We start from the raw sequence: 24,796 nt of genomic DNA, 5'->3' as shown, positions 1-24,796 counted from the left end.
TCAGGAAGCGATTGCGACTTCCTCCGGCGTGACGGCCGGCGCCGTTTGCTGTTGCACCCGGCGGTTGAGGTAATACATCATCACGGATGTAATGATAAATGCACCCACAATCACATATCCCAGTATGTCGTAATGCGCGAGTTTGCCGGTGCTGGTCTGGTACACGATGAGGCCGGCAATAATGGAGGCGATGCCGCCGGAGATCTGTTGAACCGAGGAGTTGATGCTCATAAAAGCCCCTCTGTCCTGCATGCTCGGCAGGGAAGTCATGATCGCCTGTGCCGGAATGATCCTGCCAAACACCCCGATCATCATCAGCGCATTGATGGTAATGGCCAGGTACAGCGGCGTAAGGCCGAGGTTCGTGAAAATCACCACCATCACTGCCGTCAGCAGGGTGGCGCCCTGGAATACCTGCATTTTGCCCAGTTTGTCGCTCAGCCGGCCCAGGAGGGGCGCACCGATAAAGGTGGCCACGCCGGTAGTGGCATACAGTAGTTTCAGGTCTGCCCGCTCAATGCCCATGTTGTGGATGGAAAAGGTACTGCCGAAAGGCATGAGCATAAAACCGCCGGTGGAGAGCAATATGGTAGTGGCAAATGCCAGCGAATAGTGTTTGTTCTGCAGGGTGTGTTTGAGGTGGGCGAACGCATTTTTTTCCACCCGCTGCTGCAGGTGGGCGTTCACCGGTTTCATGTAAACGGCCATAATGATGCCCATCAGGGTGCCAAAACCGCCGATCATCCAGAAAGGTGCATGCCAGTGGAGCCGGATAGCCAGTTCCCATCCCAGCGGAACACCGATGATCTGGCTGAGCGCGAAAGCCATCTGCACAAATCCCATCACGCGCCCGCGCACTTCCGGCCTGAAAAGGTCGGCAATGATCGCCATACCGATGGCACTGATCACCCCGCCGAACAGGCCGGTGATCACCCTGGCCGCCAGCAGGAAACCGTATGTGGGCGCCAGTGCGCAGAGAAAAGTACCGATGATGAAACCCGTATAAAATACCATCATCATCTTTTTCCGGTCGAATTTATCAGCAAAGCCGGCGGCCAGAATACCAGAGATGCCCGCGCTGAAAGCATAAGCTGATACCACCAGCCCGAACTGCTGCGTGGTGATCTGCAGCTTGCCCAGCAGAATTTCGCCCAAAGGGCTAAGTACCATGAAATCCAGTACCACCGTGAATTGCAGCAAGGCAAGCACGGCGATGATAAATACCTGGTATCGTGAGAAGATCCGTTCTTTCGTTTTCATATAAATTGTAGTGTGTGTAAAATAGCGTAGTGGGTTATTCCGGTAGTTCCTCGCAATCGAAGCCGGCCCGCGTCACCAGGTGGATGACTTCTTCCGGGCGAAGCGTGCGCGATTCGATGCGGAGCACCTTGTCGGTGTCTTCACGGTCTACGTTCCAGCGCTGAACGCCGGGTTGTTTGTCGAGCACGGGGGCTATCATGGCGAGGTCTTTCTTGAACCGGATATTGGTGCGGAATACCAATACTCCCATTGCTTCCGCGGTGTAAGTTGTGTTCATAAATGAGCGCTCATTTAGTTAGGTGGAGAAATTTTTTTACTTCATCATATTTTCAGGGCTTTCAGCACCAGCTGCAACGTTTGTTCCATCAGTTCTTCCGTCAGCGTGAATTTCTGATGGCCGAAAGCTTTTTCCTGGGTATGAAATTTTATCAGCTGGTAAAGCGGTGCATAGGCAACGGCCCAGAAGATTTCAATCGGCAATGGTGTCAGTTCCTTCCTTGCCACTGCGTTATGGTAAAATTTTCCCATCACGTCCTTGAACGAAGTGTACAAATGCACTGCCACTTTATCGTAGAGGTGGGAATACCGCATTTTTTCCATGAACTCCACGTCCAGCGGATTTTTCATGAAATGAGCGGCCCGGTTGTGCCATTGTTTGCGCAGGCCTTCCTCAAGGCTCATTGCCGGGTCGAAGTCCCTGAGGCTTTCCTCCAGCATTACATCCGCTACCCGCCGGGTCGTCTGGATAATCAGGTCTTCCCGGTCTTTGTAATAAATGTAGATGGTGGCCGGAGAAACTCCCGCCGCTTTAGCCAGCTTGTTGATGCCAAACCCGTCCAGCCCTTCCCTGACGATCATTTCGATCGCTTTCTGGTGCAGCTGGCAAATTTTCTTTTCGTCCCTGATACGCATGTGACTGCAAATATAAGTGAGCGTTCGCTTATTTATAAAGTATTTTTTGAGTCTTGATAAAACGGTAGGCATTATGAATTGATAATAAATAAGATATGAAATAGACCAAAGTGAGATGTAATGTGTGACAACCGGGGGAATGAGGGAAGGGCCGGCTTGCGATCGTGATGGCTGGTTGCGTTTGGTGGCGAAAGTTCGCGGAAGGTGTAACGGTGTGGTCGGAATGAGGTGTGATAAAGGACTGGCTGAATGGGATGGCGCTGCCTGGGGCGGCAAATCCGGGAGGAGAAGGTGCGGGGCCGGAATGAGATGTGAAAAAAGATGGCAGGTGATGACGGATGGAATGGCGCCCGAATAGCGCGACGGAAGGCCAGGTCCAAACCTCCCCGGTGATAGTGCGGGCCGGGAAAGAAAAAGAGATGCCCCTTTGCGGGGCATCTCCGGGTGCTTTGCGGCTTTACTTCCCTGTAACTGCTGGTACTACAATGCTTTTAAACTATCGAGGCGCTGCCGGGCGAGGGTAAGGCCGGGCTGCAGGGCCAGCGTGCGCTCATAAGCAACAATGGCTTTATCCCTGTCGTGATTGCGGCGGTAACCTTCGGCCAGCCAATGCCAGCTGTCTGCTTTTTCGGCAAACAACAGCGTATTGAGCCGGAAAACCGTGATGGCCCTGCTGTAATCACCGGCGGAAAGGAGAACGGATCCGAAGGAGCTTAACTCTCCTTCGTTGCGGGCCAGCGGTTTAAGCGCCGCGGCAACGACAGGCAGGGAATCGTTAATGAGCTCCGGGCTTTTGACGTCAAAAAGCCGGCGGATGTAATTGCCTGCCCTGTAATTGCTCTCGTAAGGCGCACCGCTCACAATGTCCAGCAGGTCTTTTTCAAGTGTTGCTACCGGAAATTCCACGATGCGCCCCAGCTCTAAGTGGTGGCGACGGATGATGAACGTGGGCACCCTGAAAATGTAGAGTCCCTGTTCTTCGCGGCCCGGGCTGGTTTTATGGCCGGGCTGGCCGCTTTTGGTACAAATCAGGCGGATGTTGGATGCGGGCACGCCGAGGCTGTCAAGGACCTTCAGCATGCGGGGCACTTCGCGGCGGCTGTCGCCGCACCAGGTACCCAGGAAAATATCCACCTGTTCGTTTTGCCATACTTTTTTGAGCGATGCGATAGCGGCGGTTTGTACCGTGTAGGCCTGGTAAAAGGAATCGAACCAATGTTGAAAAGGCGGTTGCCGGAATGCGGTCCTTTCCTGCACACCGAGCAGTACGCCGGCAACGGGTGCGGGCGACGTGTTATGCACGGGGCGGGGACTGCATTGCATGAGCAACAGCAGGCCTGCCAGGCAGGCCATATAGCTGAGCAATGTAGTTTTCATAAAAGGGTATTGAGGCATGCCGGGGGGCAATGCCGGTGTGTAATTCATCACACGCAGGCCTGCATCACGGATGCAGTGATGTCTTGGAAACTGGTACGGCTATACGTAATAACAAACCGCGGTGAATAAATACGGATTAAATAAAGAAACGGGAGGCAGTATGGCAGGGAGGATGGAAAACGGCAGTCAGTCCCGCGGAGCGGTAATGGTTGGGCGCCATTACTGCAAGGGGAGAAGCAGTGCGCGGCAGTACCGCCGGTACCGGGCTGGTATGGGCCGGCACATAGTCCTGCAGCTTCAACGTTGGAGCGGAAGCCTGCAGCTGGTTGTTGTTCCCCTGATCGTCAAAAGCCTGTGCAATGTAGTGCACACATCCGCAATCTTCGGCGAAATCCTGGTGATTGATGATGTAAGCACGCACCATACAATTCACATACCCGGTAAGCCGGGAGGCAAATTGCAGGCTCAGTACTGCAAACAGACATATGGCGAGTAAAGGTCGCAAAGCAATATAAATATATGGATAATTTGGCAAGTGTGATGCGGTTTCGGGAAATATTTGTTGGGTTGATAATTTCAGTGATGTCCATACCCGGAAGCGCTGGCCGGAGTCCTGACACGGCCAGAAGCGGAGCGTCACACTGTTCACGTCCGGCGGCAGCGAGGGGGATTCAACTTTATCAGGAACTGTTATCCCGGATAATGAACGGAGTGCCTCTCATTATATCCGGAATAAGCATCACGATGATTGATCTCGTGCCGGAACCTTTTTGTGACTATATCCGGTTCCGGCAATGCTGGTGTGGGGTACTTTCATTCATGGGGGAATCCACCAGCCGTTAAATCTTTCCCGAATTTGTGTAAGTTTAAGCCATGAAAATTACAGCGGAATACTGGCGGCAGGCATTGCAATTAACCCAACATGTGGAAGGCGGCTCTTTTTGTGAAACCTACCGGGCTCCTTTGATCATAGCGCAGGATGCTTTACCCGATACTTTTGCAGGAGCGCGGCCGGCATCTACTGCTATTTATTTTTTACTTGAAGACGGTGATTTTTCTGCCTTTCACCGGATTGCGGCGGACGAGATGTGGCATTTTTATGATGGCCAGACCCTGCATATTTATGAAATCAAACCAGATGGTTCGCTGCATGTGCACCGGCTTGGCCGCGATGTGGCGCAGGGAGAGCAATTGCAGGTGGTGATACCGGCCGGCAGCTGGTTTGCGTCGAGCGTGGAAGAAACCGGCGGCTTTGCGTTGACGGGCTGCACAGTGGCGCCCGGCTTCGATTTTGCGGACTTCGAACTGGCAGGAAGAGAGGAATTGTCGCAACAGTACCCGCAGCATGCCGGACTGATTGCGCTGCTGACGCGTTCCTAAAATAATGGATGAATGATTAATTTGTTCTACATTTATACAAAATTAGCATCTTCTATATGTCAAAGAGCGATCTTATGAAGGATCTGGGCCCCATTGCACAGCGAACCATGGCCGACGTAGTGGAAAAGGAACTGCGCGAATACCTCAAAAAAAAGTCCTTCAAACCCGGGGACGCACTTCCATCTGAAAACGAACTGGCCGAAGCCCTGGGCGTAAGCCGCAACGTGGTGCGTGAAGCATTGAGCCGGCTCCGGATGCTGGGCATGATCGAAACCAGGAAGCGCCGCGGCATGATTTTGTCGACCCCGGATATTCTCGGTTCATTTGAGCGGGTGCTCGATCCCCTGATCATTGATGACAGCACGCTCCAGGATATTTTCGAACTGCGTCTCACGCTCGAAATGGGGCTGGCCGATATCCTGTACCTGCGAAAAACCAAAAAGGATATCGAAGAACTGGAAGCCATTGCGAAAAGCCAGGATCCACGGGGCAAAGGCCAGGCATTCCGTATCAACAATGAGATCGCTTTTCATGGAAAGATTTACCAGATGACGGGAAACGAAACCCTTACCCGCTTCCAGAATATGCTGTTACCCATTTTCGGCTACGTGATCAGCCTGGAGCCCATTCCGCAGATCGGGAAAGTATCGCACGTGGATTTGGTGAATATCCTGAAAAATGGCAGTAAGGAGGAATTCCGCCAGGGTATGCTGGAACATCTGAAACCGCATTTCAACAGGTTGAAGAAATAACCGGAGGTTTTGTTTTCCGGATAATAGAACGGTTGGAACGCTGCGCAGGAGCGATATCGCACGGGAGAGCAAAATGTAAGGTCTTCATTTTTCGGAGCGGCCTGATTCTCTCAAATCGTTTTCTCTCCGCAACTGCCTTTCTTTTTCATGTTATCCGTGGAAGATTACATATTCTTTCCATTTCAACCCGCTTTTAAATCGGGATCTTCCTTCCGTTTTAATCCACTTTGTCGGATAATCTACTTTTCGACCAGGCCTTCCCTCCGTTTCAATTGCCTATGCCGAACAACACCTTCGTAGTTTTGAAATGAAGGATGGCGATGAAGCGCCAATGGATGCCTTTGTTTAACCTGACCGCACAATCCATTTTCATCCCAACCTTCTTCTCATCCCGATCTGCACGACGCTACGGCCTCCTTTGCGTTCTGAGAGGCCCGCATCATGTCCCCGGCCAGAAACAACTTCCTGTTCTACCCAACACGTTTCCTCAGAGAAAATTGCTCAGGTCCCGCCTTCCTCATACTAATGAAGGCCGGGTACCGATCGCCAGCTGCATGGAATTCATCGCTAACTCTTCCTCCTTCGCCGTCCCGCCGCCTCGAAAATTTAATTTGGAGAAATGCCAATTTTTATTCTACTTTTGATATGTAGTACATAAATACATACATGATCTAAATTCCATTACTGTCTAAACAGTGATCCGTTATGAATCTGAAACAACTGGTCTCCCAATCGAGATTACTCCTCATCATCGCTGTGCTTTCCCTGCAAGGCGTCACCGCCCTGGCGCAGCAAAGCACCATCACCGGTAAAGTCACAGACTCCACCGGCAAAGCGATCGAATTTGCCAGCGTGCAGATAAAAGGCACCACCAAAGGCGCTTTCACTGCGGAAGACGGCGGCTTTACCATCAGCGCACCGCCTAGCGCAACACTCATCTTTTCCAGCATCGGCTATGCCACGCAGGAAGTACCGGTGGGCGGCAAAACCACCCTCAACATCGTACTGGCATTCGCGAACAAAACGCTCGACGATGTGGTAGTGGTGGGCTACGTGCAGCAATCCCGCGCGAAAACCACCGCGGCCATTTCCAAACTTAACCCGGCGGAGCTGAAAAACACCTCCAACCCCAATCCCATCCAGGCGATGCAGGGTAAAATAGCCGGCGTGTCCATTCCCATTCAATCCGGCCAGCCGGGCGAAGGGGCTACCAACATCATCATCCGGGGTAGCACCAAGCTGAACGTATACGGCTCAGGCCTCGGTACCAGCGGCGGCAACGTGGCCAATACCGACGGCGGCAGCCCGCTCGTGATCATCGACGGGGTGTTCCGCTCCATGAGCGACATCAATCCGGACAATATCGAGTCTATACAGGTGATGAAAGACGCCGCCTCCACCGCCATCTACGGCGCCAGGGGCGCAAACGGCGTTATCGTCATCAAAACGAAAGGCGGCAAGGCGGGCGAGAAAATGAACCTCACCGTCAACCACCGCACCACCTGGGAAACAAAAGCACGGGATTACGAATACCTCTCGGCGACGGACTACCTCCGCCTGGCCCGCACTACCGTGCAGAACACCGCAGACAAACTGGACAAAAACAACCTGCTCAATAACGGCGGATTTTCCGCCGGCACCCGCGTGTACACGGCGAAAGGCCAGTACGGCAACAACATTAACCTGACCGCACTGTATGATAATATCGTGGCGATCGAAGGCCAGGCTTACGTAGACAGACTGCTGGCCAACGGCTGGATGACGATGGACGATCCCATCAGGCCCGGCACCAAACTGCTGTATGCGGATAACCATTACGAAGACCTTATCTGGAAAACGGGCCTCAGCAACAATACCAATGTGTCGGTAGACGGTGGCTCTGAAAAGGCCAACTATAACGTGGCGCTGGGTTATACCGACCAGAAAGGCGCATTCATCGGCACCGATTACAAACGTTACGACGCCCTCGGCAACTTCGGGTTCCAGGCCGCGGAGAATTTCAGACTGGATGCGATGCTCAACTATCAGCACGTGCTGCCGAACTACGTAGAGAACTTCCAGAACGACCTCACCCGCGGCACACGTATCACCCCGCTCATCCGGGTGTTTAAGGACGACGGCAATCCCATGCCGGGCGAACTTTACACGGTGCGCAACAGGCTGCATACGTTGAAATACGACGACGTGCGCGTGTCTACGGAACGGCTGGTGTCGCGCCTCGCGGGCGACTGGACGATCATCAAAGGCCTGCATTTCAAACCTTCGGTGTCGTACCTGATACAGGACTACCGCTACATGCTCATGCGCAAACAAACGCCGGCCAACGAAGTGCAGCCTTCCACCCAGCGCCAGAAAACGCAGAACACGCGTAACTCGCGCCAGCTGATGGTGGACCAGGTGCTGCAATACGACTTCGACGTGGAAAAAGACCACCATTTTACCGTGCTGGGTGGCTTCAACTTCACCCGCAATACCAACAGTAACATCGATATCGCCTCTCAAAGGGCCAACAACGATTACATCTATACGATCAACGAACCGTCCACCGCCATCGTAGACGGCAAGGTGGTGACCAACGTCACCGACTGGGGCACCAGTTTGGGCGAATCACGTTCTGCGAGTTATTTCGGCCAGCTGAACTACGACTTCAATGCGAAGTACCTGGTGAGTGCGGCCCTGCGTTACGACGGGTTCTCCAACTTCGCCGTGCAGAACAAATATGCACTGTTCCCCTCGGCTTCGGTCGGCTGGAACATTCACCGCGAAAATTTCTGGAACATCCGGCCGAACACGCTGAGCAGCCTGAAATTACGCGCCAGCTGGGGGAAAGCGGGTACGAGCGATCTGCGGATCACCGATACCTACGGCGGGTACAACGCCGTGTCGTATGCACAGGGCTCCGGCATTTACCGGGCGAACCTGAGCAATCCTGACCTGGTATGGGAAACGACCACTACCACCGACCTCGCCCTGGAAGCGGGTTTCCTCAACAACCGCATCAACCTGACGGTAGATGTGTACAACAAGCTCACCACAGACCGTATCGAGTCGAAGCCCCTCCCTTCCGAAGCCCCCTTTGCCAATATCGTGTTCAACAACGGTACGCTGCAGAACAGCGGGATAGAAGTGGAAATCGGCGGCGCGGTGATCCAGACGCCTTCGTTCACCTGGCAAACCAATTTCTCCTTCGCGTATAACAAACAGATGATCAAAAAACTCCCGGCCAACGGTCGCGCTAAAAACCGGCAGGGCGGCGATGTGATCTATGATCCGGCTACCAAATCCAACATCGAAGCGGGTGGTTTTGCGGAAGGGGAACGGCCCTTCGGCCTCTGGGCTTACCAGGTGGAAGGCGTGTTTGCAACAGACGAAGAAGCGGCAGCCTGGAACCAGTCGCATAAAGACAACCTGGCGTCCGCATCAGGGCAGCAGGTGGGTAAAAAGGCGGGCGACTTCAGATTCGCCGATATCAATAACGACGGCATCATCGACGCAAAAGACCAGGTATTCCAAGGGTATCGCACACCGGATAAAATCGGCGGGTGGCAGAATAACTTTTCCTACAAAGGCATCAACCTGAAAATATCCGTCGACTATGCAACGGGCCATATGATCAGCAACGGCGCGCTGGCGCGTTCGCTGGGCCAGGGAAGGGCCTTCAACGAAGGCGCTCCTGAACAGGCGCTGGGGCCGGACATCTGGCAGAAACCGGGCGACGTGGGAAAAAAATATGCGCGTTTCTCTTTCGCCGACTTCGACTTCGGGCAGCGCAACTACCTGCGCGGAGCCACGCTGGGCGTGAACAACAGCTATTCTTCGGATGTATCGGTGATGTATGAAAAAGGTGACTTCCTCGCGCTGAGAGAAATCAGCCTGTCTTACGACCTGCCGCGCCACATCATGAAGAAAATTCACGCTTCCGGTATGAATATCTTCGCCAGTGTGTACAACGTGGGGTATCTCACCAAATACAAAGGCATCAACCCGGAATCGTACACCGGCTTCGACGCCATCGGCTATCCGCGCCCTCGCCAGTTTTCACTGGGCGCCACGCTGAAGTTCTAAAATGCCGTGATGCCTGTTGCGATGAAAGCAGGCCTACCGGCACGCTAACAATGAAAAAAATAATCGGATGAAAAAGATATTCCTCTTCTGCCTGTTGCTCGCCGCCGTGATAGCCGGCTGCAAAAGCATACTCGACGTAGCGCCGCAATCCAGCATTACGGACGAAAATTATTTTTCCACGGAAGGTGATTTCGAGCCTTATGTGATCGGCATCTATCCTTTCATGCGCCACTTCGCCAACAACGTCACCTACGGTACGGAAAGGGGAGAAGAACTGGTGTCGGCCCTCAACTCCCGCTTCGGTACGGCCTGGAACCATGTTATCAGTCCTACTTCGGGCGCTATTAACTACAACGACTGGTACAAAGCCATCGGCAACTGCAACCTGCTGCTGGCCAAAATCGAGCCGTTTGCGTTTTCGTCCAACCCGGATCTGCGTAAAAAGATACTGGCGGAAACGTACAGCCTGCGCGCTTATTTTTATTTCCATCTCTCCCGTGTTATCGGCGATGCGCCGCTGATGCTGGAAGCGGTGGTAGGTGACCATGTACCCCTGCTGCCCCGCAGCAGCACGGCGGAGGTGTTCAAACAGATCAATGCCGACCTCGACACGGCCCTGAATATTTTCCGTTCCATGAGCGATTTCAAGATCACGGGCTATCCTTCCAAGTACCGCTTCAGCTACGGGGCGGCACAGGCGCTGAAAGCGGATGTGAAACTCTGGAGCGCGAAAGTGCTGGGCGGCGGGGCGACGGATCTGAACGATGCGATCACCGCCATCTACGAGGTGGAAAAAACGGGGGTGGCCCTCAACGCTGAATTCAAGGATGTGACCACTACACGTTCCGCTACCAACCCGGAGGTGATCCTGTCCGCCTTTTTCCTGCGCGACGAACCGACCACCGGTATCAGCGGTATTCCCAACACCACGCATTACGTGATGAACGCCCTGCCTTATAAAACAGGCGTACAGGGTGCCCTCAACCTGGACAGCCTGCCCTATTGCGAAACTACGGCTAACGGCCAGGGGGCATACCAGATCAGTCCTGCTTCCAGGGCTCTCTTTGCGAAATACCCATCCGACAAGCGTATTCCCTTCACCTGGGTCACCGAAAGGCAGGCGAGCGGCCCGAAAATTTCGTGGATTACCAAGTATCCCGGCACCAAATACCCGGACGACCGGGTGCCGGACAACGATGTGATCATGTACCGCCTGGCCGACCTGTTTTTGCTCAAGGCCGAAGCCTATGCCGCCCTCGGCCAGACCAATCCGGCCATCGAATACCTGAACAAAGTGCGGGTGCGCACCGGTAACGGGCCATATAGCGGCGCTACGGACAAAGCCACCGTTGAAAAAGAAATACTGGACGAACGCGGCCGCGAGTTGTATTTTGAGAACAAGCGCTGGTACGACCTGGTGCGTTTCCACAAAGGCGGTACCATCGATATATACAAGTACATACCCAACCTCACCGGTAAAACCACGCCCATTTACTGGCCGCTGAACATTACCGTGCTGGCTAACAACAACCTCATCAAACAAACCGAAGGATATTAATATTTGCGAACTATGGAAAAAGTACAAGGATTAATTGCTGCTGCATTCACACCATTTAATGAAGACGGCTCCATCAACTACAGCCTGATTCCCGCGCTTACCGACAAACTGGTGGCGGACGGGCTGCGGGGGATTTTCGTATGCGGCAGCAATGGTGAAGGCCCTAACATGACCACTGCCGAAAGAATGGAAGTTGCGGCGGCATTTACAAAAGCAGCCAACAAACGCCTGTTGATATTTGTGCACGTAGGCCACAGCAGCATTGCGGAAGCAAGAACGCTGGCCGCGCACGCACAGCAGATCGGGGCCGATGCCATTTCCGCGGTAGCGGCATTTTATTTCAAGCCTACCTCCGTGCAGAACCTGGCAGACAGCATGGCGCAGATCGCTGCGGCCGCACCCGAACTGCCGTTCTACTACTATCATATTCCGCATTTGACCGGCGTGGGTATGGACATGATCGAGTTCCTGAAAATAGCCGGTCCCGCCATCCCCAACCTGGCCGGCATCAAATACACCGCCACCACCCTGCAGGAATACCAGGCCTGCCTGCAGTATGAAAACGGCAAATACGACATCCTGTACGGCCTCGACGAAATGCTGCTGCCTGCCATGGCGGTAGGCGCGAAAGGCGCTATCGGCAGTACCTATACTTTCGCGGCGCCTTTGTATCTCCAAACAATGGAGGCCTTCCGGAAAGGGGAGATGGAACGTGCGCAAACCCTGCACGCATACATGGTGGAAGTGATTCGTATATTAGTGAAATATCCTCCCATCCCGGGGCAAAAAGCGATCATGAAAATGCTCGGCTGGAACCTCGGCCCGTGCCGCCTTCCGCTCACCACGTTCGAAGAAGCGGCGTATTTGAAATTTCACGATGAACTGGCTGCGCTGTCGTTTTTCGAAAAAGCGCCCGCGCGTAAAGTTGTTCATACCTAAAATGCATGGCATGCGAATGATAAAAAGAGTACTGGTACTCGTTTTATGTTGCTTCACAATGAAATCAGGCGCTCAACATACAGCCAGCGACGTTTTTTTTAACTGGACGGAAACCACCGCACTGCCCGATGCAGACGGGCTGGCCGGCAGTTACGCCGGCGTCAGCAACGGTGCGCTCATCATGGCGGGCGGCACCAACTTCCCCGGCAACAAAAGACCCTGGACCGAAGGCGTAAAAACCTGGTACGATACCATCTGGGTGCTGGAAAAAGAAGGCGGCAGCTGGAAAGCGGCCGGCAAACTCCCGCGCCCCATGGGTTATGGCGTATCGCTGACGGTGGGTAATGGCCTGCTCTGTATCGGTGGCGGCGACGCCACGGCGAACTACAAAGATGTTTTCCTGCTCACGTATACAAACGGAAAAGTCACCACGGAAAACCTGCCGGCACTGCCTGCTCCGGTGATCAATGCCTGCGGCGTATTGTTCAATGGTACGGTGTATGTAGCCGGCGGCATTCCCTCACCCACAGGCGGCACCACGAATAATTTCTGGAGCCTCTCGCTGCAGGGCGGTGCGAAAGAATGGCAGCAATTGCCTGCTCTGCCCGGCGCCGGCAGGATGCTGGCGATGGCCGGTGCCATGGACGGGAAAGTGTATGTTTTCGGCGGCGTGGAACTGCAACAGGGGCTACGCAAATACCTCAAAGATGCCTGGGCCTATCAGCCCGGGCAGGGCTGGAAACGCATCGCCGACCTCCCTTACCCGCTGGCCGCGGCACCAACGCCTGCTTACCCCGCGGGGCAGTCGCACCTGCTGTTATTCGGCGGCGACGATGGCGCCAATGCCACGCGCGTAGCGGAACTGAAGGATGCGCATCCGGGCTTCAGCAATAACGTACTGGCTTATAACACACTCACCGATGCATGGTCCATCATGGGGGCCATGCCGGCCGATACCAAACCCGACGCGGTGGAAAATCCGCACGGCAGCGTATATGCGCCGGTGACTACGCCGCTGGTGATCTGGAACAATAAAGTGATACTGCCAGGCGGTGAAGCCCGCCCGGCCGTGCGCAGCAAAAAAGTACTGGTGGCCTCACCGCAACAGCCGGGTGGCCGCTTCGGTACCTGGGACTGGTCGGTGATCGCGATCTATTTCCTGCTGGTGATCGCTATCAGCGTAGTGGTGTCGCGGAAGATGGGCGACAGTACCAGCGATTTCTTTCTCGGTGGACAAAAAATCCCCTGGTGGGCAGCCGGCCTGAGCATATTCGGCTCCAAACTGAGCGCGCTCACGTTCATCGCCATTCCCGCGAAAGCCTATGCCACCGACTGGGTGTACATCCTCAATAACCTGATGATCATCGTGGTGGCGCCCATCGTCACCATGTTTTACCTGCCGTATTTCCGCAAGCTGAAACTCACCAGTGTGTACGAATACCTGCAGATACGGTTCGATACGAGAGTGAAACTGCTCGGCAGCCTGACGTTCGTATTGTTCCAGCTGAGCCGCCTCGGCGTGGTGATTTACCTGCCCGCGCTGGTACTGAGCACGGTAACGGGCACGAATATATTCGCCTGCATTTTACTCACCACGATCGTAACCACCGCGTACAGCGTACTGGGCGGTATCGAGGCCGTGGTATGGACGGAAGTGATGCAGGTGTTCGTGCTGCTGGGCGGCGCTTTGGTGAGCTTTTTCTTCATGGCTTACAATACGGACGGCGGTTTGTCCGGCCTGGTGCAGGAAGCCTGGCAGAACGATAAACTGAAAGTGGCGAACCTCGGCTGGAGCATTTCGCAGCCGGTGCTATGGGTGGTGCTCGTCGGTGCGTTCCTCACCAACCTCGTGACCTACACGTCTGACCAGGTGGTGGTGCAGCGTTACCTCACCACCTCTACGGAAAAGGAGGCGCGCAGGTCGATCTACACCAATGCTCTCATGGTGATTCCTGCCACGTTTATTTTCTTCGGCGTGGGAACGGCGTTGTGGTATTTCTTCCGCCATCATCCCGGTTCATTGAACCCGCACGGGCGTACAGACGATGTGTTCCCCTGGTTCATTTCGCAGCAGCTGCCGGCGGGGTTGAGCGGGCTGGTGATTGCAGGGTTGTTTGCGGCCACCATGTCTACCATCAGTTCCAGCATGAACTCCATCGCTACGGTGCTCACTACCGACTTTTATAAGACTTTCCGCAAAACGGCCACCGATCAGCAAAGCCTTCGCTTCGCGAAAATCGTTACCGTGTTCCTCGGCATTATCGGCTGTGGTATTGCCATGTACCTCGTGTACCTGCAAAATGCGTCGATCTGGGATCAGTACCTGAAAATCATCGGGCTCTTCGGCGGTTGCCTGGCCGGGATGTTCGCAGCTGGTATCTTCTTCCCGCGCATCAACAGCCGCGGTGTGTTTGCCGGTTTTATCGCCAGCAGCATCGTGCTATACTTCGTGCAGCAGTCGAGCGCCATCAGCTTTTTCCTGTATCCCCTGTTTGCCGTAGTGGGTTGTGTGTTGATGGGATACCTGTTCAGCCTGATATTTCCCGATAAGCAAAGGCAGCTGGTAGTAGAGTCGCGGGCGTAGCAGAAATGAAACCACAGACCTGAGGAAGCCTACACAGTCTTCCTCGGGCAGCAAAATAATTCAGGATGAAAAGTATGTTTAACAGCATGAAAAAATTATTCGGCGCGATGGCCTGCTTACTGGCGGCATTCAGCGCATCTGCGCAGGTAACGGTGTTTGAATCGGGCAGGGAAGGGTACAAGTCCTTCCGCATTCCCGCCATTATCAGTCTCCCCAACGGCGAACTGCTCGCTTTCGCCGAAGGCCGCGTGGAAAACGCCAGCGACTTCGGGGACATCGATATCGTGATGAAACGTAGCACAGACAAAGGCAACACCTGGAGCCCGCTGCAGGTGGTGGCCGAAAATAAAAATATGCAGGCTGGCAATCCGGCCCCCGTGCTGGACCTGACAGACCCGGCGCATCCCGGTGGCAGGGTATTTCTCTTTTACAATACCGGCACCAACCATGAAAGTGAAGTGCGGAAGGGGACGGGGCTCCGCGAAGCGCTTTATGTTACTTCCGCCGACGGCGGTAAAACCTGGAGCGGACCGGTAAACATCACCAAACAGGTGCACCGCCCCAAACAGCTGGGTTTTCCGGAAGACTGGCGTTGTTTCTTCAACACACCCGGCCACGCCATGCAGTTCACCAGCGGGCAATACCGCGGCCGCATTTTTGTGGCCACCAACCACTCCGCCGGCGACCCGCAGCCGAAGCACCGCGAATACCAGGCCGGCGGGTACTATACGGATGATCATGGCAAAACCTTTCATATCAGCAGCAGCGTTGATATTCCCGGCAGCAACGAGGCTATTGCCACCGAAATCAGCCGCGGACGCCTCATGATGAACGTGCGCAACCAGCAGGGAAACATCAAGGCCCGCATCGTGGCCCTCAGCAGCGATGGCGGCGCCCGCTGGGATACCGCCTATTTCGACATGAACCTGCCGGACCCCGTGTGCCAGGGCAGTATCCTGACCGTGGGCAGCCACAAAGGCAAAGCCATCGTGGCATTCAGCAACGCTGCGGATACCTCCAAGCGCGATAACCTCACCCTGCGTATCAGCACCAACGACGGCCTCACCTGGAAAAGGAGTTATAAGATCGACCAGACGGGCGTTGCCGGCAACGCCGCGTATTCCGACCTGGTGATGCTGTCAAAAAGGGAAATAGGCGTGCTGTACGAAAAGAACAAGTACCAGCAGATCATTTTCACGAAAGTGAAGTGGAAAAAATAGCTGAACAATAAGCGTTAGGAATTGTTCAAGTATCACTGTAAGAGCGCCGGTCTATGTCTATAGACCGTCCATTTTTCCCCGATTAGCAAATTTTAGCAGGTACTATTGGCGGAGAAGTTGCTATTTTTCATTTTTAATTGAATGAAATATGAGCCGTAGAAAATTCCTCCAGCAGTCTGCTGTCCTCTCTTCCGCACTCCTGTTCCGCCCCGCGCTCGGCTGGGCCGCCAATTCCGGTTTTCCTGTTGTGCGCATCCCCGCGGCGCAGCGCAAGTTCCGCAGCGAGGCGGTGGAAAAGGCCATCGCAGCGGTAAAAGCCAAAAGCGGCAATGCCGAACTGGCCTGGCTGTTCGAAAACTGTTTCCCGAACACGCTCGATACCACCGTGGAATATGAAACGACAAACGGCCGGCCGGATACCTACGTGATTACCGGCGATATTGACGCCATGTGGCTGCGCGACAGTACGGCCCAGGTGTCGCCATACCTCCAGCTGGTGCAGGAAGACAAGGAACTGCAGCACCTCATCGCCGGTGTGATCAACCACCAGGTGAAGTGCATCCTCAAGGATCCCTACGCCAACGCATTCTATAAAGACGAAAACAAACAGGGTGAGTGGAAAACCGACCTGACCGATATGAAACCCGGTATTCACGAGCGGAAATGGGAGATCGATTCCCTCTGTTACCCCATCCGCCTGGCTTACCAGTACTGGAAAAAAACAGGCGATACCGCGCCCTTCGACGATACCTGGAAATCATCCATCGCGCTGACGCTGAAAACTTTTAAAGAGCAGCAGCGGAAAAACGGTCCCGGCCCGTACCACTTCCAGCGGAACACCTCCTGGGCTACCGACGGTGTGCCGCTCAGCGGGTACGGTTATCCCGTAAAACCCGTGGGCCTCATCTGTTCCACATTCCGCCCAAGCGACGACGCTACCATTTTCAGTTTCCTGATCCCTTCCAATTTCTTTGCCGTAGTGAGCCTCAAACAGGCCGCTGAAATGGTGCAGGCGCTGCATAAAGATGCCGCACTGGCCGGAGAATGCAGGGCGCTCGCCGCGGAAGTGGAAAAAGCGCTGCAGCAATACGCCATCGTAACGCACCCGCAGTTCGGCAAGGTGTATGCCTTCGAGGTGAACGGCTACGGCAGCTTCAATATCATGGACGACGCCAACGTGCCCAGCCTGCTGTCGCTCCCATACCTGGGCGCCATCAAACCCAACGATCCCGTTTATATCAATACCCGCAAGCTTATCCTCTCTTCCGAGAATCCCTTCTTCTTTTCCGGGAAAGCAGGCAAGGGCATCGGCAGCCCGCATACCGGTCTCGACCGCATCTGGCCCATCAGCCTCGTGATGCAGGGCCTTACCAGCAACAGCGACGCGGAAATCAGCCACTGTCTGCAAACGCTGCAGAAATGCCATGCCGGTAAGGGATTCATGCACGAGTCATTTCATAAAGACGACCCGGCGAAGTTCACTCGCGCCTGGTTCGCCTGGGCCAACACCATTTTCGGGGAGCTCATCTGGAAAGTATATAAGGAAAGGCCGCATTTGCTCAAATAATCCATAAAGAATAAGCAATTGCTTATTTTTAATCCACCTAACGCACTAAATTCCCTTATGGAGAATAAGCAAAATGCCTATTTCATCACGCGCTGGCAATCCCAGATCAAAAAAGGACTGTTTGAGTATATTATTATGCTGCTGCTCCAGAAAAAGGAGCGGTACGGGTACGAACTGATCAGTGAAATCAAGAAGCTGGCCGATATGGATATTGCGGAAGGCACGATCTATCCGTTGCTGAGCCGCCTCAAAAAGGAGAAGCTCGTCGACTCCCGATGGGTGGAGATGGACGAGGGGGTGCCGCGGAAGTATTATAAACTGACCGAACAGGGCAATACCTACCTCGAAACCATGTACCAGTACCTCGGCGAGCTGATGCAGGCCATCACCGATCTCAAGAACGTTTAAACCTAGTTGCGCTAATGAATACCCGGAAGAAATATATCCTGTCGCTCGACCTCGGCTCCAGTGCCGCCGGTGCGGTATTGTTTTCCCGTGAGGGGCAGGTGGTGAAACAGTTGCAGAAAGAATACGAAAAATATTATCCCGAACCGGGCTGGATTGAAGTGGACCCGAACGAGATCTGGTTCACCATGCTTTCCGTGATGGAAGAACTGGTGGCCAGCGCCGGCATCGAAGCCGGTGAAATTGCCGGCATCGGTATCTGCAACCAGCGCGAAACCACCGTGATCTGGGACCGGCAAACGGGAGAGCCGGTGTACAACGCCATTGCCTGGCAGGACCGGCGCACCTCCAAACTCTGCGACGAATTCCGCTACCAGGGGTTTTCCGAACTGATACGGCAGAAAACCGGTCTCATCCTCGATGCATACTTCTCCGCCAGTAAAATATCCTGGATACTCGATCATGTGAAAGACGGCCGCATCCGCGCCGAGCAGGGCCAGCTGGCCTTCGGCACCATCGATGCGTGGCTGGTCTGGAAACTGACGGGTGGTAAAAAACACGTCACCGACATTACCAACGCCTCGCGCACCATGGTGTTCAATATCCACGAACAGGACTGGGACGCGGAGCTGCTGCGGCTTTTTAATATCCCCCATAAACTGCTTCCCGCCGTTTGTTCCAACAGCGAAGTGGTGGCGCATACCGCACCCGGCATACTGGATGCGGAAATTCCCATCGCGGCGCTCGCCGGCGACCAGCAGGCCTCTCTCTTCGGGCAAATGTGCCTGGAGCCCGGCATGGTGAAAAACACTTACGGCAGCGGCTGTTTCGCCCTGATGAACACCGGTTCCACACCCATCGTGTCCGACCATCACCTGCTGACCACCATCGCCTGGCGCATCGGTGATACGGTGACATATGCGCTCGAAGGCAGCGTGTTCGGCGGCAGTTCCGTGTTCCGCTGGATCCGCGACGGTCTGGGGCTCATCGAGTCCACCGCCGAAATCGAGGCCCTGGCGCAAACTGAGCCCGACAACGGTGGCGTGCTGTTTGTGCCCGCCCTTTCCGGCCTCGGCACCCCTTACTGGGATCCCTATGCCCGCGGCATGATCATCGGCATTACCCGCGGCACTTCTTCCGGCCACATCGCCCGCGCCGCCCTGGAAGGCGTGGCCCTCGGCATTGCCGACGCGTTGGAGGCCATGGAAAAAGACAGCGGCCGCGCCATCACCGAACTGCGGGTAGACGGCACTTCCGCGCTGTACGACTTTTTTATGCAGATGCAGACAGACATCCTGCAATGCCCCGTGATGCGGCCGCAGGTAATGCCTGCCGGCGCTACCGGGGTAGCCTATCTCGCCGGCCTCGCTACCGGCTTCTGGACACTCGACGAAATCAAAGCACAATACAAGGTGGCCCGCGTTTTTTCACCCGAAGCACCCCAGCCGGGCCAGGCCAGGCTCCGGGAAAAGTGGCAGAAAGCCATTGCCCGCGTGAAAAACTGGGACTTTTAGCCGACAAACATTTGGGGTCGTTAACCTGTTATTTATATATAAACCCCTAAACATCAATGTTATGAGACGATCCTGGCGCATTTGTTCAAAAAGTCTGAAAAGAGCTGTATAAATCGTATAATTTTGCCAGTATCGGAATACGATGTATATTGTATAATAATGCTTGAACAATCGATCTAATGAACCGTTTAGAACAACTGAAGGCAATCGGGAATGGCACGGAATGGGATGTGCTTGTTATAGGGGGAGGGGCTACAGGGCTGGGGGCAGCACTGGAAGCGGCCACCAGGGGGTACAAAACATTACTGCTTGAACAATCTGATTTTGCTAAATCCACGTCCAGTAAAGCCACCAAACTGCTCCACGGGGGCGTCCGCTATCTCGCTCAGGGCGATGTGGCCCTCGTCAGGGAGGCGAGTATCGAAAGGGGGCTGCTCCTGAAAAACGCGCAACACCTTGCAAAAAATCTTTCTTTTATCATCCCTGCCTACAGCTGGTGGGAGGGTATTTTTTATACGATCGGCCTGAAGCTGTACGACTGGATGGCCGGCCGCCTCAGCCTGGGCCGCTCCCGGCATATTTCGCGCCGCGAAACGCTCGAGAAGCTGCCCGGCCTGAAAGAAGACCATCTGTCCGCCGGCATCCTTTACCACGACGGGCAGTTCGACGACGCCCGCCTGGCCGTGAACCTGGTGCAGACCATTTACGAACAGGGGGGGATTGCCCTCAACTACATGCGGGTGAAGGGACTGGAGAAAAACGGTAACGGCGAGCTCTCTTATGTGACGGCGCAAGACACTGAAACCGGCCGCGAGTACCGCATCAAAACCAAAGGCATCATCAACGCCACCGGCGTGTTCGTAGACGATATCCTCGAAATGGACGACCCGGGCATCAAACGCAAGATCGTGGCCAGCCAGGGGGTACACCTCGTGCTGGATGCTTCGTTCCTGCCCGGCACCAATGCGCTGATGATCCCCAAAACCAGCGACGGCCGTGTGCTGTTCGCCGTGCCCTGGCACAACAAGATCGTAGTAGGCACTACCGATAATCCCGTCAACGAAATCAGCCTCGACCCCGTGGCGATGGAAAAAGAGATCAATTTCATCCTCAATACCGCCGGCCAGTACCTTACCCGGGTACCGACCCGCGCGGACGTCAAGAGCGTCTGGGCAGGCCTGCGCCCGCTCGCCAAACCGGAGAAAAGCGAAAAAACCAAAGAGATTTCCCGCAACCACAAGATCATGGTGTCGGCTTCCGGCCTGGTGACTATTCTGGGCGGCAAGTGGACTACCTACCGCAAAATGGGGGAAGACGTGGTGGACCGGTTGGAGAAAGTAAAAATCTGGCCGCATAGACCTTCCGTAACCCGTCACCTGGCGATCCATGGCTCGGCGCAGAAACTCAGCGAGGCGGATCCCTTATATTTTTACGGCGCCGACGCGGCAGCGGTAAAAAACCTGCCGGGCGGGGGAGGAGTCGTAAGCGAATCGCTCGGCATCATCAAAGCCCAGGTGCTGTGGGCGGTGCGCCAGGAAATGGCGCATTCGGTAGAAGACGTGCTGGCACGCAGAACGCGGGCCCTGTTTCTCGATGCGGAAGAGGCAGTGCGGGTAGCGCCCGAAGTTGCAGGCATCATGGCCGCCGAAATGGGGAAAGACGCGCAATGGCAGGAGCAACAGGTACGTTCTTTCCAGCGTTTGGCCAAAACGTACCAGTTGCAATAAAATCACTACATCCACTTTACTTTTTCATCAAGAGGCTTCACGCGCCGTCCGGGCCGTGGAGCCTCGTCTGTATAACCCAGGTAGAGGAATCCCATCACCTTGTCGTCGTCGCCGAGGCCAAGGTGGTCCTGCATGGCAGGATGGTACGTCATACCTCCTGATCCCCAGTACATAGCGATGTTCTGTGCCGTTGCGGCCAGCCAGATGTTTTCCACGGCGCAGGCCGTAGCGGCGATCTCTTCGATTTCGGGGATTTTGGGATTACTGCCCCGTTTCATGCAAACAGCTACAAGATGCGAAGCCAGGTCGCCCTGGGTTTTCAATTTATCGTAGTTGCCCGGGATGAAACCGGCCGCGGGCGTGAACGTTTTATACAGTTCGGCGTGCTCGGCGCAGAACTCCTGCACTTTGTCGCCGCTGAACACCACAAAATACCAGGGCTCGGTCAGGCCATGGGTGGGCGCCCAGTCGGCCAGCTCCATTAACTCACGCACCGTTTCGTCTGCTATCTTTTTGCCATTCATGCTGGTGGGCTTCACCGTCCGGCGCTGCCGGATGATCGTTGCTATATTTTCCATGCTATCCATTGATTTTTTTATTGAATGTCTCCGGCAGCCGCACAATTTTACGGCTGTTATAATCAAAACACACCATCCCTGTTTTGGCTTCGGCAATCAGCACCGTTTGGCCGTTGCGTTGGGTGCTGATGCGGTATAAAAGTTCAAAGCCCACGCTGCCCAGTTCCGCGGCTGTCACTTCGGCGGTGAGCGCGTCTCCGTAAAATGCTTCGCCTTTATAGCTCACGGCCAGGTCGGCCATGATCAGGCCCACCCCGAAAAACGCCAGTTCGGTACAGCCCAGGGAGGCCAGGTACTGCATGCGTGATTCGTGGAGCACTGAAACAATGGCGTCGTTGCCCACATGGCCGCCGTAGTTCACGTCGCCGATGCGCACGGGGATAGTGGTGGAAAAGGGGAATGCCGCCGGCAGCTCGATTTTTACTTTCGCCATTATGCTGTCTGTTGAAGGAAGGCGATGAGCTTTTTGAAGGCTTTGCCGCGGTGACTGAACTGGTTTTTTTCCGCAAGGTCCATTTCGGCGAACGATTTGCTGCTGCCCAGGGGCTGGAAGATGGGGTCGTACCCGAAACCTTTGCCGCCCTGCCGCGCCGGCAGGATGGTGCCTTCGGCCACGCCTTCGAACTGGTGCTCGGTGCCGTCGATGATGAGGGAGATGACCGTACGGAAGCGGGCGTTGCGGTCGGTCTGGCCCTGCAGTTCATGCAATACCTTGTCCATATTGTCTTCCGCGTTTTTCTGCTCGCCGGCGTACCGGGCGGAAATCACGCCGGGCGCGCCATTGAGGGCGTCGATTTCGAGGCCGGTGTCTTCCGAAAAGGAATTACGCCCCGTGATCCGGTAGATGGTTTCCGATTTTTCCCGCGCATTGGCTTCGAGGGTGTCGTGCGGTTCGGGAATGTCCATGTCGATGCCCGCTTCTTTCATCGTAATGATGTTGAAGCTGCTGTCTAACATCGAGCGTATCTCCTTTACTTTGTTATCGTTGTTGGTGGCGAATACTAAGGTCATGTCGTCCATTTTGTTGTCAGATTCCGAAAAGTTGTTTCAATGCCAGCCATAGCCGGCCTTTCAAAGCCTTGTCTGTTGCAATTTGTTGCAGATGGTGGGAGTACAGGACCGATGCCCCGAAATGGGTTTCGAGCCGGTAGGGCTCCATCTCCGCCAGACCCAGCTGAGCGGGCGGTATGTCGAATACGATGCACTGGCGGAAGCCGAGGGCCGTATGATAGTCCTGCAGCGTCAGCCCCGGGTATCCTGCAACATTGAGCAATGCAACTTCCTGCATGCCGAGTTTGCAAGCATTTAATATATTGGCGAGGAGATTGAATAATTCTTCGTTCAAATAGGCTTCGCTTTCATTTTGTATCAGCAGCAGTATGTTTTTTTGATTTTCGCCTAAATATTTGAGTTTGGGCAATGCTTTCGGGGCTGCCGGAGCCGCCTGCCGCACCTCGGGGATGATAGGCTGGTCGTACATTTGCGCCAACAAATAGGGATCCAGCTGTAATTGCTCAAGGCTCATAAATATATTATTAAGGTTTAATATGAACGCCCCATGTTGGGGAAATAACGTTTATTTGCGAATCGTTCACAGGGAACGACAGCCGGCTTAAGAAAGTGTAAAAATATTGAGATAAAATCGATTAACCATGATGGCAGTTGAGTATACCGGTGCTACTTCCCCCCTGATGGAAGAAGCAGCCAGGAAGATTAAGGTTACAAAAACGACAAAAAGCCGACTGGCCGAGGTTGATTTCAACAACCTGGTATTTGGTAAAAAATACGCCGACCATATGCTGGTGGCTGATTTTGACGGTAAAGAATGGAAAAACGCAGAAATCCTGCCCTTCCAGCACCTGAGCGTGAGCCCCTCCAATGCCGCCTGGCATTACGGACAGGCGATTTTCGAGGGTATCAAGGCGTATAACGACCAGGAAGGCCGTCCGATGATTTTCCGCCCGTACGACAACTACGCCCGGTTTAATAAAAGCGCCGAAAGGATGGGAATGCCCGAAGTGCCGGAATGGCTCTTTATCGGCGGTATGGCCATGCTGATCGACCTCGACCGCGACTGGGTGCCGTCTAACGAAGGCTGTTCCCTCTACCTGCGGCCGTTCATGATTGCGGCGGACGAGTTTATCGGTGTGCGCCCGTCGGACACCTATAAGTTCGCCATCATCAATTCCCCCTCGGGGCCTTATTTTAATAAACCCATCCACCTGCTGGTGCAGGACAAATATGTGCGGGCCTTCCCCGGCGGGGTAGGTTATGCCAAGGCGGCCGGCAACTACGGGGGGGCGATGTACCCCACCATGCAGGCCCGCAAACAGGGCTACGACCAGATTTTGTGGGTTGACGGCCACGAATACAAATGGCTGCAGGAATGCGGCACCATGAATGTGTTCGTGATCATCGGCAACCGCGCCCTCACCCCTGACCTGACCAACGGTACTATTCTGGCCGGCGTGACCCGCGCCAGTGTGATGACCGTACTGGAGGAAATGGGCTTTGAGGTGGAGGAGCGCCCAGTGTCTATCGAAGAGGTGGTGGCCGCCCACCAGAACGGTACCCTCCGGGAAGTGTTTGGCACCGGCACCGCCGCCAGTGTGGCCTACGTGGAGCAGCTCGATTATAAAGATCATAAAATATCGCTTGATACCACCCAATATGAAGTGGGCGCCGAAGTGATTGCCCGCCTCGATGCCATCCGTACCGGCAAGGTACCGGACGACAAGGGCTGGAATTACCGGATATAACTAATAACAACCTTGATAGGGAAAGCCTCCGGGATGCCGGGGGCTTTTTTGTTGTGGGTGGAAACCGATTTGGGGTTCCGGCTGAACCCCGGTAAGCTTTCCGGGTCGCACATTTTTGTTTGTGCCTTATCGACCATCCTCCTGTGATCCTTGTGTGATCCTCCTGTGTTTCTCCTGTGATCCTATAGCGATTCTCCTG

The 24,796-nt window shown here is 54.6% G+C and carries 21 protein-coding genes; 12 read left to right on the top strand and 9 right to left on the bottom strand.

From position 1 onward, the window contains the following. The 5 genes from EGT74_RS21915 to EGT74_RS21895 form a co-directional block, all read right to left on the bottom strand. The gene (locus EGT74_RS21915) at positions 1-1,260 is read right to left on the bottom strand and encodes an MFS transporter (RefSeq protein ID WP_123848671.1); all 1,260 of its coding nucleotides are present in this window, start codon (positions 1,258-1,260) and stop codon (positions 1-3) included. Positions 1,261-1,294: 34 nt separating this feature from the next. Further along, positions 1,295-1,537 carry a hypothetical protein gene (locus tag EGT74_RS21910; protein WP_123848670.1) on the bottom strand — a complete coding sequence of 81 codons (243 nt, stop codon included), beginning with the start codon at positions 1,535-1,537 and terminating at the stop codon, positions 1,295-1,297. Between the two features lie 44 nt (positions 1,538-1,581). Beyond that, the gene (locus tag EGT74_RS21905) at positions 1,582-2,172 is read right to left on the bottom strand and encodes a TetR/AcrR family transcriptional regulator (protein ID WP_123848669.1); all 591 of its coding nucleotides are present in this window, start codon (positions 2,170-2,172) and stop codon (positions 1,582-1,584) included. Between the two features lie 480 nt (positions 2,173-2,652). Further along, the gene (locus tag EGT74_RS21900; protein WP_123848668.1) at positions 2,653-3,549 is read right to left on the bottom strand and encodes a tetratricopeptide repeat protein; all 897 of its coding nucleotides are present in this window, start codon (positions 3,547-3,549) and stop codon (positions 2,653-2,655) included. Between the two features lie 136 nt (positions 3,550-3,685). Next, positions 3,686-4,054, bottom strand: coding sequence for a hypothetical protein (locus tag EGT74_RS21895; protein ID WP_123848667.1), 369 nt, complete (start codon positions 4,052-4,054; stop codon positions 3,686-3,688). A 368-nt stretch (positions 4,055-4,422) separates the two neighbouring features. Between EGT74_RS21895 and EGT74_RS21890 the strand changes: the two genes are divergently transcribed. The 11 genes from EGT74_RS21890 to EGT74_RS21840 all read left to right on the top strand — a co-directional run bounded on the left by EGT74_RS21890 (position 4,423) and on the right by EGT74_RS21840 (position 21,260). Further along, the gene (locus tag EGT74_RS21890; protein WP_123848666.1) at positions 4,423-4,929 is read left to right on the top strand and encodes a cupin domain-containing protein; all 507 of its coding nucleotides are present in this window, start codon (positions 4,423-4,425) and stop codon (positions 4,927-4,929) included. 74 nt (positions 4,930-5,003) lie between these two features. Beyond that, positions 5,004-5,681, top strand: a complete 678-nt coding sequence (locus tag EGT74_RS21885) for a FadR/GntR family transcriptional regulator (RefSeq protein WP_220392925.1) — start codon at positions 5,004-5,006, stop codon at positions 5,679-5,681. A gap of 705 nt (positions 5,682-6,386) precedes the next feature. Further along, complete coding sequence (locus EGT74_RS21880; protein ID WP_123848664.1) at positions 6,387-9,746, top strand: SusC/RagA family TonB-linked outer membrane protein; 3,360 nt, start codon at positions 6,387-6,389, stop codon at positions 9,744-9,746. Between the two features lie 67 nt (positions 9,747-9,813). After that, complete coding sequence (locus EGT74_RS21875) at positions 9,814-11,304, top strand: RagB/SusD family nutrient uptake outer membrane protein (protein ID WP_123848663.1); 1,491 nt, start codon at positions 9,814-9,816, stop codon at positions 11,302-11,304. Between the two features lie 12 nt (positions 11,305-11,316). Further along, entirely contained in the window at positions 11,317-12,243 is a 927-nt protein-coding gene (locus EGT74_RS21870; protein ID WP_123848662.1) for a dihydrodipicolinate synthase family protein, read from the top strand. 58 nt (positions 12,244-12,301) lie between these two features. After that, positions 12,302-14,827 carry a sodium:solute symporter family transporter gene (locus EGT74_RS21865; protein WP_158618260.1) on the top strand — a complete coding sequence of 842 codons (2,526 nt, stop codon included), beginning with the start codon at positions 12,302-12,304 and terminating at the stop codon, positions 14,825-14,827. Positions 14,828-14,892: 65 nt separating this feature from the next. Further along, positions 14,893-16,047 carry a sialidase family protein gene (locus tag EGT74_RS21860; RefSeq protein WP_123848660.1) on the top strand — a complete coding sequence of 385 codons (1,155 nt, stop codon included), beginning with the start codon at positions 14,893-14,895 and terminating at the stop codon, positions 16,045-16,047. A gap of 148 nt (positions 16,048-16,195) precedes the next feature. Then, positions 16,196-17,614, top strand: a complete 1,419-nt coding sequence (locus EGT74_RS21855) for a glycoside hydrolase family 125 protein (protein WP_123848659.1) — start codon at positions 16,196-16,198, stop codon at positions 17,612-17,614. 57 nt (positions 17,615-17,671) lie between these two features. Then, positions 17,672-18,022 carry a PadR family transcriptional regulator gene (locus EGT74_RS21850; RefSeq protein WP_119078730.1) on the top strand — a complete coding sequence of 117 codons (351 nt, stop codon included), beginning with the start codon at positions 17,672-17,674 and terminating at the stop codon, positions 18,020-18,022. A 14-nt stretch (positions 18,023-18,036) separates the two neighbouring features. After that, entirely contained in the window at positions 18,037-19,533 is a 1,497-nt protein-coding gene (glpK, locus tag EGT74_RS21845; RefSeq protein WP_123848658.1) for a glycerol kinase GlpK, read from the top strand. Positions 19,534-19,712: 179 nt separating this feature from the next. After that, entirely contained in the window at positions 19,713-21,260 is a 1,548-nt protein-coding gene (locus EGT74_RS21840; protein ID WP_123848657.1) for a glycerol-3-phosphate dehydrogenase/oxidase, read from the top strand. Between the two features lie 5 nt (positions 21,261-21,265). On the opposite strand, the gene EGT74_RS21835 is transcribed toward EGT74_RS21840, so the two are convergent. From EGT74_RS21835 to EGT74_RS21820, 4 genes are read right to left on the bottom strand one after another with little or no spacing between them, the layout of a single operon-like run. After that, positions 21,266-21,838 carry a nitroreductase family protein gene (locus tag EGT74_RS21835; RefSeq protein WP_123848656.1) on the bottom strand — a complete coding sequence of 191 codons (573 nt, stop codon included), beginning with the start codon at positions 21,836-21,838 and terminating at the stop codon, positions 21,266-21,268. Between the two features lies 1 nt (position 21,839). Continuing rightward, positions 21,840-22,271 carry an acyl-CoA thioesterase gene (locus tag EGT74_RS21830; RefSeq protein WP_123848655.1) on the bottom strand — a complete coding sequence of 144 codons (432 nt, stop codon included), beginning with the start codon at positions 22,269-22,271 and terminating at the stop codon, positions 21,840-21,842. Further along, a complete protein-coding gene (gene rdgB, locus EGT74_RS21825; protein WP_123848654.1) occupies positions 22,271-22,849 on the bottom strand; it encodes an RdgB/HAM1 family non-canonical purine NTP pyrophosphatase in 579 nt (192 codons plus the stop codon). The genes EGT74_RS21830 and rdgB overlap by 1 nt, the downstream gene beginning before the upstream one ends. 16 nt (positions 22,850-22,865) lie before the next feature. Continuing rightward, entirely contained in the window at positions 22,866-23,363 is a 498-nt protein-coding gene (locus EGT74_RS21820) for a hypothetical protein (RefSeq protein ID WP_123848653.1), read from the bottom strand. Positions 23,364-23,490: 127 nt separating this feature from the next. On the opposite strand from EGT74_RS21820, the gene EGT74_RS21815 reads away from it, so the two are divergent. Beyond that, positions 23,491-24,597 carry a branched-chain amino acid aminotransferase gene (locus tag EGT74_RS21815; RefSeq protein ID WP_246008276.1) on the top strand — a complete coding sequence of 369 codons (1,107 nt, stop codon included), beginning with the start codon at positions 23,491-23,493 and terminating at the stop codon, positions 24,595-24,597. Positions 24,598-24,796 lie beyond the last annotated feature (199 nt).

The organism is Chitinophaga lutea, assembly GCF_003813775.1.
Classification (GTDB): domain Bacteria; phylum Bacteroidota; class Bacteroidia; order Chitinophagales; family Chitinophagaceae; genus Chitinophaga; species Chitinophaga lutea.
The sequence above is the reverse complement of the archived record's forward strand: the minus strand, read 5'-3'. Positions and strand labels throughout refer to the sequence as shown.

Excerpts from the sequence above, each read along its gene's own strand:
- EGT74_RS21840 (WP_123848657.1), top strand. The coding sequence starts at position 19,713 with ATGAACCGTTTAGAACAACTGAAGGCAATCGGGAATGGCACGGAATGG.
- EGT74_RS21815 (WP_246008276.1), top strand. The coding sequence starts at position 23,491 with ATGATGGCAGTTGAGTATACCGGTGCTACTTCCCCCCTGATGGAAGAA.
- EGT74_RS21870 (WP_123848662.1), top strand. The coding sequence starts at position 11,317 with ATGGAAAAAGTACAAGGATTAATTGCTGCTGCATTCACACCATTTAAT.
- EGT74_RS21885 (WP_220392925.1), top strand. The coding sequence starts at position 5,004 with ATGAAGGATCTGGGCCCCATTGCACAGCGAACCATGGCCGACGTAGTG.
- EGT74_RS21875 (WP_123848663.1), top strand. The coding sequence starts at position 9,814 with ATGAAAAAGATATTCCTCTTCTGCCTGTTGCTCGCCGCCGTGATAGCC.
- EGT74_RS21850 (WP_119078730.1), top strand. The coding sequence starts at position 17,672 with ATGGAGAATAAGCAAAATGCCTATTTCATCACGCGCTGGCAATCCCAG.
- EGT74_RS21835 (WP_123848656.1), bottom strand. The coding sequence starts at position 21,838 with ATGGAAAATATAGCAACGATCATCCGGCAGCGCCGGACGGTGAAGCCC.
- glpK (WP_123848658.1), top strand. The coding sequence starts at position 18,037 with ATGAATACCCGGAAGAAATATATCCTGTCGCTCGACCTCGGCTCCAGT.
- rdgB (WP_123848654.1), bottom strand. The coding sequence starts at position 22,849 with ATGACCTTAGTATTCGCCACCAACAACGATAACAAAGTAAAGGAGATA.
- EGT74_RS21880 (WP_123848664.1), top strand. The coding sequence starts at position 6,387 with ATGAATCTGAAACAACTGGTCTCCCAATCGAGATTACTCCTCATCATC.
- EGT74_RS21910 (WP_123848670.1), bottom strand. The coding sequence starts at position 1,537 with ATGAACACAACTTACACCGCGGAAGCAATGGGAGTATTGGTATTCCGC.
- EGT74_RS21905 (WP_123848669.1), bottom strand. The coding sequence starts at position 2,172 with ATGCGTATCAGGGACGAAAAGAAAATTTGCCAGCTGCACCAGAAAGCG.
- EGT74_RS21855 (WP_123848659.1), top strand. The coding sequence starts at position 16,196 with ATGAGCCGTAGAAAATTCCTCCAGCAGTCTGCTGTCCTCTCTTCCGCA.
- EGT74_RS21915 (WP_123848671.1), bottom strand. The coding sequence starts at position 1,260 with ATGAAAACGAAAGAACGGATCTTCTCACGATACCAGGTATTTATCATC.
- EGT74_RS21820 (WP_123848653.1), bottom strand. The coding sequence starts at position 23,363 with ATGAGCCTTGAGCAATTACAGCTGGATCCCTATTTGTTGGCGCAAATG.
- EGT74_RS21900 (WP_123848668.1), bottom strand. The coding sequence starts at position 3,549 with ATGAAAACTACATTGCTCAGCTATATGGCCTGCCTGGCAGGCCTGCTG.
- EGT74_RS21890 (WP_123848666.1), top strand. The coding sequence starts at position 4,423 with ATGAAAATTACAGCGGAATACTGGCGGCAGGCATTGCAATTAACCCAA.
- EGT74_RS21860 (WP_123848660.1), top strand. The coding sequence starts at position 14,893 with ATGAAAAGTATGTTTAACAGCATGAAAAAATTATTCGGCGCGATGGCC.
- EGT74_RS21865 (WP_158618260.1), top strand. The coding sequence starts at position 12,302 with ATGAAATCAGGCGCTCAACATACAGCCAGCGACGTTTTTTTTAACTGG.
- EGT74_RS21830 (WP_123848655.1), bottom strand. The coding sequence starts at position 22,271 with ATGGCGAAAGTAAAAATCGAGCTGCCGGCGGCATTCCCCTTTTCCACC.